This window comes from Desulfobotulus pelophilus, assembly GCF_026155325.1.
Classification (GTDB): Bacteria; Desulfobacterota; Desulfobacteria; order Desulfobacterales; family ASO4-4; genus Desulfobotulus; species Desulfobotulus pelophilus.
Genome location: NZ_JAPFPW010000021.1, coordinates 14748 through 27960, shown reverse-complemented (window position 1 = coordinate 27960; position 13213 = coordinate 14748). Strand labels below are relative to the sequence as shown.

At 50.7% G+C, this 13213-nt stretch carries 11 protein-coding genes; 4 read left to right on the top strand and 7 right to left on the bottom strand.

Going from position 1 to position 13213, the window contains the following annotated elements:
* Positions 1 to 111: 111 nt before the first annotated feature.
* Entirely contained in the window at positions 112 to 768 is a 657-nt protein-coding gene (locus OOT00_RS13925; protein WP_265426000.1) for a hypothetical protein, read from the top strand.
* Between the two features lie 7 nt (positions 769 to 775).
* On the opposite strand, the gene OOT00_RS13920 is transcribed toward OOT00_RS13925, so the two are convergent.
* From OOT00_RS13920 to galE, 3 genes are all read right to left on the bottom strand, one after another.
* On the bottom strand, positions 776 to 1801 hold the full coding sequence (locus tag OOT00_RS13920) for an SPM autocatalytic domain-containing protein (protein WP_265425999.1): 1026 nt from the start codon (positions 1799 to 1801) through the stop codon (positions 776 to 778).
* 132 nt (positions 1802 to 1933) lie between these two features.
* Positions 1934 to 3910, bottom strand: a complete 1977-nt coding sequence (locus OOT00_RS13915) for a U32 family peptidase (RefSeq protein WP_265425998.1) — start codon at positions 3908 to 3910, stop codon at positions 1934 to 1936.
* Positions 3911 to 3978: 68 nt separating this feature from the next.
* Positions 3979 to 4998, bottom strand: a complete 1020-nt coding sequence (galE, locus tag OOT00_RS13910) for a UDP-glucose 4-epimerase GalE (RefSeq protein ID WP_438266401.1) — start codon at positions 4996 to 4998, stop codon at positions 3979 to 3981.
* Positions 4999 to 5143: 145 nt separating this feature from the next.
* On the opposite strand from galE, the gene OOT00_RS13905 reads away from it, so the two are divergent.
* The 3 genes from OOT00_RS13905 to OOT00_RS13895 all read left to right on the top strand — a co-directional run bounded on the left by OOT00_RS13905 (position 5144) and on the right by OOT00_RS13895 (position 7037).
* Entirely contained in the window at positions 5144 to 5833 is a 690-nt protein-coding gene (locus OOT00_RS13905) for a hypothetical protein (protein ID WP_265425997.1), read from the top strand.
* Positions 5834 to 5848: 15 nt separating this feature from the next.
* The gene (locus OOT00_RS13900) at positions 5849 to 6436 is read left to right on the top strand and encodes a hypothetical protein (protein ID WP_265425996.1); all 588 of its coding nucleotides are present in this window, start codon (positions 5849 to 5851) and stop codon (positions 6434 to 6436) included.
* Positions 6437 to 6512: 76 nt separating this feature from the next.
* Complete coding sequence (locus OOT00_RS13895; RefSeq protein WP_265425995.1) at positions 6513 to 7037, top strand: hypothetical protein; 525 nt, start codon at positions 6513 to 6515, stop codon at positions 7035 to 7037.
* Between the two features lie 31 nt (positions 7038 to 7068).
* On the opposite strand, the gene OOT00_RS13890 is transcribed toward OOT00_RS13895, so the two are convergent.
* From OOT00_RS13890 to OOT00_RS13875, 4 genes are all read right to left on the bottom strand, one after another.
* Positions 7069 to 9429 carry an O-antigen ligase family protein gene (locus tag OOT00_RS13890; protein ID WP_265425994.1) on the bottom strand — a complete coding sequence of 787 codons (2361 nt, stop codon included), beginning with the start codon at positions 9427 to 9429 and terminating at the stop codon, positions 7069 to 7071.
* On the bottom strand, positions 9429 to 10112 hold the full coding sequence (locus OOT00_RS13885) for a tyrosine-protein phosphatase (RefSeq protein WP_265425993.1): 684 nt from the start codon (positions 10110 to 10112) through the stop codon (positions 9429 to 9431). Before OOT00_RS13885 ends, OOT00_RS13890 begins: the two co-directional genes overlap by 1 nt.
* Positions 10109 to 12283 (bottom strand): GumC family protein, encoded by a 2175-nt coding sequence (locus OOT00_RS13880; RefSeq protein WP_265425991.1) that lies wholly within the window; start codon positions 12281 to 12283, stop codon positions 10109 to 10111. Before OOT00_RS13880 ends, OOT00_RS13885 begins: the two co-directional genes overlap by 4 nt.
* A 96-nt stretch (positions 12284 to 12379) precedes the next feature.
* Positions 12380 to 13192, bottom strand: a complete 813-nt coding sequence (locus OOT00_RS13875) for an SLBB domain-containing protein (RefSeq protein WP_265425990.1) — start codon at positions 13190 to 13192, stop codon at positions 12380 to 12382.
* Positions 13193 to 13213 lie beyond the last annotated feature (21 nt).

The window sequence follows — 13213 nt, the reverse complement described above, 5'->3', positions numbered from 1 at the left end:
GGGGATTCAGCAGAAAAAGACCTTGCCATACAAAAAGGCACGATCCTTGCTTTCTCAAACTTTATAAAAGAGCCCGATGGGCTGCGAAGGATACAAAAAAGGAGAGAGTCCATGATTTCAGGAATACAGGCATACCAGAGAAATGAAAACCCCCTGATGGAACGAAGTGAAGACCGGCGCATCCAGGGCGTGAAATCATCGGAAACGGCCAGCAGGACCACCGAAACCAACTCTGCCGCCAACCGCTACGACAGAGTCAGTCTTTCGCCGGAAGTCGAAGCTGCCAGACTGCGAGAAAGCCTGGGGCTCCCCATACAGGGTAAAATCACCAAAGCCATGCTGGAAACAAGGTATGAGGAATCACTGGACGCGGTGAACAGCCAGCTCAGGCAGGCACGCTATGATGCCGGGATTCCCGATGAGGCAGAAGTTACGGTTCGGCTTACGGGCAAGGGAGAAATCCGGGTAAACTCCGGGGTGAAAGGCTCATGGGAGCTGGAAAAGGATCTGCAGGAGGATGCGGGTTTCAAGGAAGCCCTTGCCAGCCTGAGCATGCACTCCCGGCTGAACGGCCTCATCTCCAGCGAAAGCCATAAAAGCACGAACCTTTCGCTTTTTTCCGACACGGGTGAGGAGCGGTCTCTTTCATCCATCGTACAGGAATACAATGCCCTGCGACAAAACCCGGACCCCCTGCAGGCCATTCTGATTCAGGCCCGCGGTCAGAACAGCGATTTTGCTTTCAAGCATCCGGGGGAGACATCCTAAGGTCAGCTCATACTTTCAGATCCAGGTGGTGTACCGTGCCGACATCACCTTTTTCTGTAAGCACAATGCCCGTAGCCTGAATCCGGCCTCCCATGGTACCCCCCACGTCCATGGGAGTGGCAACACTGGCAAGACCGATCGCACCGATTCCTGCTTCTTCCAGGGATACTCCCCTTCCATCCGTACCATCTTCGGGATGCCAGATTCTCAGTTTAGAAAATACAGGGTCACCCGCATCAATCCACCCGTTGCCATCGCTGTCATGCAGGGCCAGGTCCGCGAACCCGTTTCCGGACTGGGTCCCGAAGAGTTCCCTGCCATCATCCAGACGACCGTTGCCATTGCTGTCCAGAAAAAGAAAACCCGCTCCTTTTGAGGGCATGGACAGAGACTCCTGCTCTCCGTTGGCCGTGAGATCAAAGGTGAAACGGGCATTATCCATGGTTACGGGGCCGTTGAGGGAAATTACCAGGGGATCCACAAGGTTCACTTCCCTTGCCAAAAAACTTTCCTCCCTGCGGTACTGCATCTGCACCACGGAAAAGGTGATCGTACGGCCGTCAGCGGTCACCACCTCACCCTGAGCCATAAAGATACTTTCCTGCTCCGTTCGGGTATGCACCCTCTCCTCAAAGCGAAAAGCCGTACCGGTTCCTCCGGAAAGAATATCCTTAGGGAACTCTGCCACAGGTTCCGGACGAAAAAATGGCGTTTCCACCTTTCTGCCTGTCAGGGCTTCCAGTATCATCTGCACCAGACGCTTGCTCATATCAAGGTCGATCCGGGCATAGCCGGAATCCCGGACACCGGAAAGATTGAGAAAAGAATCCTGATCTTTCAAAAAGCGCCTTGCGTTTCTGGTATTGTCCTCCGAGACAGGCTCCCGGACCCTCACAACGGGAAGCTGCTGGCGGCTTCGGGAAGCCTGCTTTTCCTCAGCAGAGTTTTCCAGTACCATCCGCAGACTGCTCGTTGTCTGCACTTCCTTACGGGATATACCCACCATTTGAAGGGATGAAGAAACAATCTGCATGGCCGCCTCCTTTCCGATTCCATAACTTCCTGATTCTTCTTATCGGCGACCGTTGGAAAAAACTGAACAGGAGAAGAAAAAAGCTCTGAAACGTACCGCACAGAACCCGGTAAGGACAGAAGCCCAAAGAGGCTACAGCAGCCTGAGGTTCCAGTTCCAGAGCCCCGGCCGTTTTCTGGCCTCCATACCTTTCGGCAACGTTTCCTCCATATGAACAAAAAGCCTGTAGCCTGCTTTTTCAAGAAGAGGTTTTTTTTCACGGATATCAGAAGGCCAGTCCGGGAAAAGCCACTGGTTGTCGCCATAGGAGCGTCCCCACAGCTTTTCCGCCTTGGGGCTTGTCAGGGATTCTCCCGGCCCAAGGGTACCCACCCGCGAAATGGCAAGGGGCCAGAATCCGGACAGAACAGCGCCCAGCGCCAGAGGACTTTTAGCCCCCAGGGCCAGAAAATCTTCCTCTCCCAGTTCCGGGCTGACAATTACACCGGAAAAACCCAGCCCGGCCAGCACATCCACAGCCATGGGGTTGGCAACGTTGCAGAAAGGCCCGGCCCACAGTGCCAGTCCATCTGGTTTGTCAAAGAGACCCATCTGCCATGGCGCATTGAGAACAAAACGACGTGCTCCCCTGCGAATCAATCCGGCAATGGCTTTTTTCCAGCTATCCGAAGATTCGGGCCAGATGACCGGATCCAGCCACCACCACACATGACGAACGGCTCCATCCGGAATTCCCGGGGCTCTGTTAGGATCTATCCATAATCCGGACTCATAGCCCTTTTCTCCTGCTTTTCCGGGCCGCCTCCGAAGCATAAGATCCCGTGACGGATCCTTTTTTTTCAGGGGAACCGGAAAGACAAGGGGTTTTTCCACCGCCGCAGGTGCACACTCCGGCATGACAGCCAGCTCTTCACCCAGTTTTCTTATGGAAGCCATAAGCTCAGGCTCCCTCCGGTCCACCAGAAAAACGGGAGCACCACTCCTTGGCCTCACAGTACCATTTCCCCTGAGATGAAGCTTCCCCCCCTTGGGAACACTGCGCCGCACAGGGACCATGATGTGCCCCCCCTCTCCCTCATACCCTACGCGCAGAAGATCTCCGGCCATAAGAGGAATTCTCGGGGCAAGAAACATCTCCCGCGCACCGCCCTTCACCCTTCCGGCAAGGAGACCGGAAGCGGTTTCTCCCTCCGGAGAAATGGGCTGCCATGGCCTGTGAGGAAGAAAACGATAATGCATGGCTGGCCGCCCCAACGCCATATCCAACAGGGCAAGGGCATCTTTTTTACGTCCCGGCACATCCCTCTCATCCCGCAACATACGATAGGCCGTGGTGGTATAGGAAACGTAATGCGGCCCCTTTTTTCTTCCCTCAATTTTCCAGCAGGCGACCTCCGGAATATCAGCCAGCACCTTGGTCAGAACATCCAGACTCAGATCCTGCATGGAAAAATATCCGCCCTTTTCCCCTTTTTCACTGCGATACAGGCGTCGGCATGGCTGCACGCAGCGCCCACGCAAACCAGATTTTCCTCCCAGATAACTGCTCCAGTAACAACGCCCGGAGACAGCATAACAAAGAGCTCCATGAACAAAACTCTCCAGCCTCAGTCCTTTCGGGCAGGATGCGGCCATGAGCCGCAGGGCATCCACATCCAGCTCCCTGGGTACTACCACCTGAGAAAAACCGAGCATTTCTGCCACCCTGAGCCCATCCGGAAAACTCAGGTTCGCCAGAGTGGAAAGATGCAGTTCCCCTGCATAGCCTGCCTGACGCACAAGGGGGATAAAGGCCAGATCCTGAACAATCAGGGCATCGGGCTTTACATCCCGGACAAGACGCTGGACAAGATGAAAGGCCTTTTCCACTTCATCGGTGCGTATCATGTTGTTCATGGCCACGTTGACCCGAACATTCCGTGCATGGGCAAGGGCCGTCAGCCCTGCCAGTTCCGTAAGGGAAAAATTATCCGCTTCCATACGGGCGGAAAAAGCTTTGAGGCCGCAGTATACGGCATCCGCTCCCGCAGCCAGAGCCGCCAGAAAACTATCTCTGTCTCCGGCAGGAGCCAGAATAAGAGGTACATCCGAAGATTCATCCGACATCATTTTTATCTTTCAGGACCAAAGGTCACACAAAATTCCTGTTTCACGGAGACACCGGAAAGGAAAACCCTTTACTGTGCACCGTAGCCTCCCGGATTCTGTTTCTGCCAGTTCCAGGCATGGGCCGCCATTTCTTCTATGCCAAAACCCGCCTCCCAATCCAGAAAATCTCTGGCAAAGGTGGTGTCTGCATAGCACATGGCAATATCACCGGGCCTTCTCGCCTTCACCTCATAGGGAATGGGCCTTTGGCAGGCCTTTTCAAAAGCCGCCAATACCTCCAGCACAGAGTAACCCTGACCCGTACCAAGATTGCATGCAAAAAAGCCCGGTTTTCCCTGCAGTTTTTCGATGGCTTTCACATGGCCTTTTGCCAGATCCTTTACATGAATATAATCCCTTACTCCCGTTCCGTCCGGAGTGGGATAATCATTGCCAAAAACAGCCAGTTTTTCCAGCTTCCCCACGGCAACCTGCGTTATATAAGGTGTAAGGTTGTTGGGAATGCCTCTGGGGTCTTCACCGATCAGCCCGCTTTCATGAGCTCCTACGGGATTAAAGTATCGCAGCAGGGCAATATTCCAGGTTGGATCGGCTGCATGCACATCCTCCAGCACCATTTCCACAACCCTTTTGGTTTTTCCGTAAGGATTATAAGGCATCAAGGGGAAATCCTCCCTGATGGGAACGGTCCGGGGATCTCCATACACGGTAGCGGAAGAACTGAAAACCATATTCTTCACCCCTTCTGCCATCATCACCTCCAGCAGAGACAGGGTGCCACCAACGTTATTATCATAATACATCAGCGGACGCTCCGTGGATTCTCCCACAGCCTTGTGCCCTGCAAAATGAATCACGGACTGCACGGCATGGTCCCGAAAAACCTGCTGCAGCATCTTTTTATCCCGCACATCTCCGTAGACAAAATCAACATCCTTACCCGTAATGCTTTCCACTCGGGAAAGAGCTTCCCTGCTTGCATTGGCAAGGTTATCCACCACCACAACATGAATGCCTGCAAGAAGAAGTTCCACACATGTGTGGGTACCGATATAACCGGCACCACCCGTTATCAGTATTGTCATCATTCAACCTGTCGTTATAAGGGTACACGTACGGCCAAAAAAATATCTCCGGCCAACTCTTTCTTGTGCATTCAAGACTTTTGTTTTATAAATACTGTTACTTTTCATACAAATTGTCCAACCTGAAAAATGATGAAAGCAGGGAAAGATGAAACATATTGTCTCCATCCATCTTATTGTCATCCTTTTTTCTGCCGTAAGTGCTTTTTTCCTTTTTTATGAAAAACCCAGCGTATCCGATCCCTTTATCGTCATCAATGGAAAAAAAATTTCCCATGATGTTTATGAAAAAGCCCGAAAGCACAAACCCTACTACCTTTCGGACAGGGCTTTTATGGAGCAGTTCATAGAAACGGAACTTCTGGTGCAGAGCGCCATGAAAAAAAAACTGCACCAGAACGATGCCTTTGCCGTAACGGTTAAAAACTTTTATGAAAAAAATCTTGTCCAGCTCCTCATGGAAATAAAATATGAAGAATTCGCCTCCATCCAGATTCCGGACCCTATTCTTAGCAGCTTTATGGCATCGGCCGACAAGGAAGTGCTCATCACAAGCCCGGATAACCCGGCCATATCTCCTGCTGCACAACCGTTCCTCTTTTTACCCAGCCATCTTCAATACCGCATTCTCAACTCTCCGGAAAGAAAAGTTCAGCAGGAAGATCCGGACGGAAACCACAGCCTGCTCTATACCCTCACGGACAGCAAGGCAGAGATGACAAAAGGCCTCCACCAGCAGGATCTTTTCATGAAGATGGAGGATATGAAAAACAGACAGCTCTGGGACGCATGGATTGACGATCTCAAAGCCAGAGCTTCCATTATCATTTCAGAGTAAGGAAAAAGGTGAACCATGGCCGTTACAGGACACAAAAGGCGAACGTACATACTGGCGCAGACATCCCAACCCAAATATATTTTTTCCTACTTCATTCTCTTTTGCCTGAGTCTTCTTGTTTTTTCCTGTCTTTTCAGTTTTATGTCCATGAACACAACCACCATAGTCTATGCCAACAATGAGATCAGCGTGGGTAGCACGCCCCATATACTTCTGAGCAGAATGCTTGGATCCGGCTGGATTGTTGTTACCATTGGCGGTTTTCTTCTTTTTCTTTTTTCCATCCTCATGACTCACAGGGTTGCCGGGCCTGCCTACAGAATCGAAAAATCCCTCAGCGAAATGCTTGCAGGCTCCTTTGGCAGAAAAACCATTTTACGGCAATATGACGAATTAAAGCCCATTGCCCGGCAGGTGACAGCCCTTTCCATTCTCATCGCAGAGAGGCAGGACGACCTGAGAAAACATAACAGAGAAATGGAAGAACGCATACAGGCCATGCCGCTGAACAAAGAAGATAAGGCTGCTCTTATGGACAAAAACAAAGAAGTGGAAACCATCCTACAGGCTTTTCATGCACAGGATCCAGGGCCTCTCCAATGAAGGACGAAAGACCTTTATGCACACAGATGCTTACCTGACATACGGCCACCCGCCTTTTGCGGAAAGAAAACGGGGTTTGCTTTTTTTCATTTTCCTGCTCAGCCCCTGCTTCTTTTGGATAACGGCTCCCCGCACCCTGGCCTATGAGCTGAAAACAGCCTATGCCAATATCATCTACCAGGATATGGAAACACTGGAACGGTTCAACAGACGCATCAACCTCGGTCGCCTGAGGTTTCACATGCCCCAGACAGACGGCAGCACAATGGAAGAGGTCAAGGCCAAAGTGGACCTCATCACCCATAGGGTTCAGAGCGTGCTGGACATGTACCCGGACCAGATGAGATACAATATCTATCTGCTGGCGAATCAAAAAGAGGTTATGGATACTTACCAGACCCTTTACAGGAGCCAGAGAAACTTCACGGCTTTTTACTCTCCCCAGCTCAATACGGTATATATTTCTCCAGACAGGCTGAATATCACCATCCTGGCCCATGAAATCGGCCATGTTGTGGTGGAGAATTTTTTTGATATCAGCCCGCCGGAAAGAATTCACGAAGTACTGGCCCAGTTTGCGGAAAGGCATCTCGGAAACTAGGTTTCCACCCCATTTTCTTCGTACTGCGTTTTCAGGTATCCCGCAAACGCTCCAGTCTCTGCATGGGTTGTGTCATGGCGGGCCGTATGTTCAAAGCTCTCTGGTAATACTCCCTTGCCCGCGCATACAGATGCAGGCGTTCACAGACAAGACCTGCCTGATACAGTATCCAGGGATCTTCCGGGTAGAGCCGCACCCCTTCCTCAATGACATAAAAGGCATCATCTCCTCTGCCGCCTTCCAGATACAGGGCAGAAAGCCGGGAATACAGATTTCTGTGGGGGCGCTCTTCAGACCGCGCGGCACGGAACCCTTTTTCAAGAAGCTCCGTAAGATAAGCCGTTCTGTAACCTTTGCCATGGAGAAAGGCATAATAACGAAACCATGCCTCGGAAAGATCCGGCATGGCCCTGCCCATATCCGTAAAACTCAAGCCAGCCCTCCACATAATTTCCAGAAAGGATCCGGTACTGCCCGGACGCATGGTAATGCCACGGGCAATGGCTGCCAGCGCTTTCTCCTTTTCCCCTGTTTCCAGATAAAAAGCTGCCAGCCTGCGGTACATGGCAACATCCATTGGGCGAAACACAAGCCCCAGTTCCAGAAGCTTTTCTCCCTTTTCCCTGTTTCCCGCCGAATACTCCACAAGCCCCAGTTTCTGCACAAGATCTCCGGAAAGGGGCTGCAGCCTGATGGCGCGGGCATACTCCCTTCCTGCAGCGGAAAAATCACCGGTGAAAAAATACACATCCCCCATGGCAACCGCATAATCCGCCGAAACAGGATTAAACGAAGCCGCTTTCCCGGCAGAGATGGCATATCGTTGCAGAACCTCGGCCGAAAGACCGGTTGTGACCTTTTCGGCAGGCAGGCCAGAGGCAAAGGCCCTGGCCATGGCAGAGCTGCCACTGAAGAGAACAGCGGGGGTCCATAGCAGCACAAAAAACACAAGGGGAAGCCATACGGCATAGGGACCGTCTGATTTTGCAAGATAACTGGGTATAAGGCGTCTTTGGAACCTTGTGTGGGAAAAGGAAACACCCAAGCCCAGCAGTACCATAAAGATCAAACCATTGGCTGGTATCTGCAGATTAAAATCCATCACGCTGTGAATGGCCATGGCCACAACACCGGTCAGCACCGCCGCCACTCCCATCCCAGCATACGGTTCTTTGCGGGTGCGCAGTTTTTTGACAATGCTCCGCAGAACAGACAACAGAAAACAGAAGAAAAGTCCAAAGCCCACAAGACCCGTATCAGACAAAAGCTCCAGATAATCGTTGTGGACATAACCGGCCAGAACACTGGAGACATAGGACTGATAGGCCGGATGAACTTCACGAAAACTACCCGCTCCACTTCCGGTAAGGAAAAAATCCTTCCAGATACTCACCGCATCAACCCAAAAATTCATCCGGCAGAAATGATCATTTTGAAACTGGGCGATACCCTTTCCAAAACGCACATCCAAACTCTGCCATCCATACCAGGAAAGGGTTATCATCATGGCGGCAAAAAGAAACATCACAGACCCCGCCGCATGCTTTTTTCTTCCGCCCACTCTCCCTATCAGTATGGCAAAAAGACAAAGGGATGCCAGCATGGCGGCAATACCTGTACGGGAAAGGCTCATGAATACGGACAGCATGATCATAACCGCAAAAAACAGGTATAAAATATAAATATGAGCCCTTTCCCCTTCAAAAAAAAGAATGATTTTTTCGCGCAGGGAAAGCTGATCAAAGCTCGGCTTATGGAGAAGATACAGTGCCAGAACCAGAGGCAGCAGCATTTCCATGAGACCGGCATAGTGGTTATGGTTCACGTAAGGACCAAACACCATGGAATGGCGCTCCACCTGTCGAAACCATAAAGCGGTGTCTTTGGTAAACAAGGCCTGAAAAATGGTGGAAATGGCAAGAAGACCGGCAAAGACAGCCAGAATGTGCAGGGTCTTTTTCAGGGTTTTGTAGTCGGCACAGAACTGAATGGTAAGAAAATAAACAAGAAAAAAAGCTGTCAGCAGGGATAGGGTGATCCAGCCTCCATGGATGTGCAGGGAAAGGGTTCCCATAGTTCCGGAAATATCTTCCCCCAGCTGCCCCCACCAGATATCCGATGCGGAAGGCGAAAGAAGTCGCAGCACCCCTTCGGGCATGGGCAGAAGCTGCAGCGCAACATACAGAAAGCCCAGAGCAAAGAACCGGGTACCCGGTACCCGGTATAAAGTACCCGTTTCCTTCCATATGGCAACCATATACAGAACAAAAGAAAGCCCCAGAAACAGCAGCAGCAGAAAAAAAGACCACTCTTCGGTGGTTCCGAAGGCCAGAGGGGCAAACATGAGGGAGAGCATATAGAAAAACCAGGCTCTTGTACGGGCAGCTTGCATCAGCAGAACATCGTCTCCGGATGATGGTGAATGATTGCATACAGGGCTTGCCTGTATTTTTTCTTACTGGCAGAAGAAAGAAGCCAGGAAAATTCCGGCCTCCGAAACGCCGTATCATGGGCATCGGATGCAATAAAACGGATCATCCCCTTTTTAAGCAGGGTATGGGCGAATATGCTCACATCCGGCCCAAAACTTCCCTTGAATCCCATGGCCGTTACCTGAAGGAAAACGCCAGGAACCAGAAGACGGTTCAAGGTATCCGGATGGCGCATGAAGACCCTGTTTCGTTCCGGATGGGCTATAATGATGACATAACCACGGCGAATCAGACCCATCAGTACATCTTCTGCATCGTCAGGTATAAAATCCGGCAAAAACTCCACCAGAATGGCATTGGATTCCCCCAGAGTCAGAGGGCTTTTTTCTTCTCTCAGCAGACCAAAGGGAACTTCTCCGCCGGACAGCAGCTTCAGGGGAATCCCCTCCCCATCCAGAACCTGCTGCAGGCCTGCAACCGCCCCATGGATCTTCTCCAGAGAAAGGGAAGGGTTCACATGGGGCGTTGCAATCACCGTATCTATCCCGTCACGGACGGCAATGGCAGCCATTTCAATGGCCGTTGCCATATCTTTTGCGCCATCATCCAGACCGGGCAGTATGTGGCAGTGTATATCAATCATTTGTAGTATTCTGAATAGTAATAACTCTCCGAGTACCCCTGCTTCTTCAGGTCCACGGCATTCACAATCTGCCCCAGTATCCTGGTTTCCAGACCGCCCAGCTTCCGGATACAGGTTTTCACATCATCATACTTTGTAACCTCAGACCTCGTTACAAGAAGAATGGATTCCACCCTCTGCCCCAGCACAATGGGATCAGAGACCAGTCCCACCGGCGGAGCATCGAAAATGACCACATCAAAATTCTTTTCAAAAGCGGCAACCATATCTTTTACCAGATCCGAGGAAATGAGTTCCGATGGATTCACTGGTTTTTTACCGGAAGGAATGACATAGAGGTTTTCCACACCGGTATTCACAATAAAACCTTTCTTACAGTCTTCACCAGCAAGAATACCGGAAAACCCTTTCTCATTGCTGAGGTTAAACACCTTATGCAATTTCGGTTTTCTCATATCCGCGTCCACCAGCAGCACTCGTTTACCGGAAAGGGCTATGGCAACGGCCAGATTGGAAGAGGTAAGGGTTTTTCCTTCCCCGGAAGTATAACTTGTAATCATGATGGATGAAGGAAGCCCCTTTGAGGTAGCCAGTAAAAGAGAGGCCCGAATGGCTTTATAGGCTTCCGCCTCCACCGAATGGGGCGCTTCGATAAGAACCTTCTGCCTGGCCATTTCATCACCGGTCAGCATGCCTATGGAACCGAAAACCGGGAGACCTGTTTTTTCTTCGGCATCTTCGGCAAGGGAGATTCGGTTATCCAGATACTCCAGAAAAAAAGCCAGCCCAATACCGCCAAAGGCACCGAGAACCAGAGCCAGAAGAAAATTCTTTTTCAATCCCCGGTTAAAGGGATGCTCCGGAACTTCGGCATTTTCAATCACCCATACATCCACATCGCGGATCTGCTCCGTAATGGTCTGCTCTTTTATTCTTGCCACAAGGGCCTGATAGAGCTGGCTGTTGGTTTCCACTTCCCTCTGCAGAATCTTATACTGACCAAAGGCCTCATTCAGCCTCATGGCTTCGGACGTGGTTCGCTTAAACTGTTCTTCCAGATTTTTTTCATTGGCCAGGGTGAGCTGATACTCGTTTCTCAATTTTTGCAGTATCATTCTTACTTCCTGATCCCGATTGGCCTTCAGTGCAGCAATCTCCTTTTCCAGCCGCATCATCACGGGATGACGCGGGCCATATTGCTGGCTGGCCTCCAGAATCTCCTGCTCCTTGGTAAAAAGATTGGCCTTCACTTCCTGAAATCTCGGATTGGCCGCTACCACAGGAATGGATTCCAGCATATCCGCAGAGGTGGCGGCAATCATATCCAGAACCGTTGCCAGCCGTTTCCGCTCGGACTCAAGGGAGGTCAACTCGGCACTCAGCTGGTTGATTCTCTGAGGAATAATGGCAATACGGTCTTCTATGGTTATAATATTATTATCTTTCAGATATTCCTGCAGGCGTCTTTCGGATTTTTCCAGCCGCCCCCTTTCCTCTTCTGCCTTTTTCTTCATCCAGTCCAGCGTATACCCGATATTCTCCATTCTCATTTCAAGAACGCGCTCTATATAGGCCCTGGCAATGGAATTCACCACAAGAGCGGCAAAGACAGAATGTTCCGATGCATAGGAAACATCTATCACCCGACTCATTTTTACGGGTGCCACACGAATATTCTCCCGCAAGGCTTCGGCAATGACAGAGGCAGGGGAAGCTTCTTCCCCGAAATAAAGGGCCCGCAGGTTCCGTGCAGCGCCTTCCTCCTCTTCCGAACTGATCAGCCACCCCTTCACCATCCGGATCTGATCTTTCACAAACACGCTCAGGGAAAAGGGTGGATTTTCCATTTCCGGAAAAAAGGAGCCATAGGTGTTTTCAAGATCCAGAAAGGCCACCACCTTCTCGGCAACGGCCTTGGAGCGGATAATTTCTGTCTGTGTCTGCAGAAACTCCGGATCATATCGGGAATATCCATAGTTTGCGGAAAGGGGGTTGGCATCATTTTTTTCCACCTTCAGCTTAACGGATGCCTTGTACAGGGGGGTTGTGCCTATGGTTCCCAGAACTACGGTGACCACCGTAATGAAAAAGAAAAGAAGTATCATTTTTTTCCTTTTCATCACAACCCGCAGATAATCCTTTAAATGAATTTCCTTTTCCTTCACTTCCATAATCAGAACACATCCTTATTTGATCAAGACCAGTTGAGCTCCAGCGGTTTCAGGCCGGAACCTTTTCCAGCGGGCAGGGAATACAAAAACTTCCGACTAAAAAAAACTTTCCGGCACAACAATCACATCATTGGGCTGCACCCTCTGATCCATGGAGACCCGCTGGAGCACCACTTTTTCTCCATTCACATCCCGTATGATCCGTATGTTTCTGGAAGAGGCCTTATCCGTTAAACCGCCTGCATTGGTCAGAACCTTAATCAGGGTAAGATCCGCATCGTAACTGTAGGCAGCCGGTCGCCGGACCTCGCCGGTCACATAAATCTTTTCCACCTTGGGAATAAAAACACTGTCTCCGTTTCGTATCAGGATATTCTGGCCCACATCACCCTGCTCAATGAGCTGGTGGAGATCCACATGCAGCACTTCCTGCCCGGCATCTCCATTTTCTGTTGTCCCGTTGGAGCGCGTAACGTAAACGGAGCGCCCGGCATCCAGAGTCAGGCCGCCCGCCCTTGAAATCAGCTCCAGAAGATAAATACGACCCGCCAGTTCATAGAGTCCCGGCTTATCCACCTCGCCCAGAATGGTTACCTTCCGGCTTCTGTACTCGTTCAGAAACACCGATACCTGGGGATTCAGGATGTACCCGTCTGCCAGCATGTTTTCGATCAGCACAGAAATTTCTGAAGGGGTTTTACCGCTGATTCTGAATTCACCCAACAGGGGATAACGGATGGTTCCCTCTCCGGAAACACTGGCCTTTACGGAAAGATCCGCGTGATTATACACACGGATGTCAAGGGTATCTCCGGGGCCAACGGTGTAATCATCAGCCGGAGCTGGAACGGAAAAGCCCAAACACCACAACAGCACACAAAAAACAACTACATTCCATCTCACGTACATGCCTGTTCCTTAAAAGAAAAA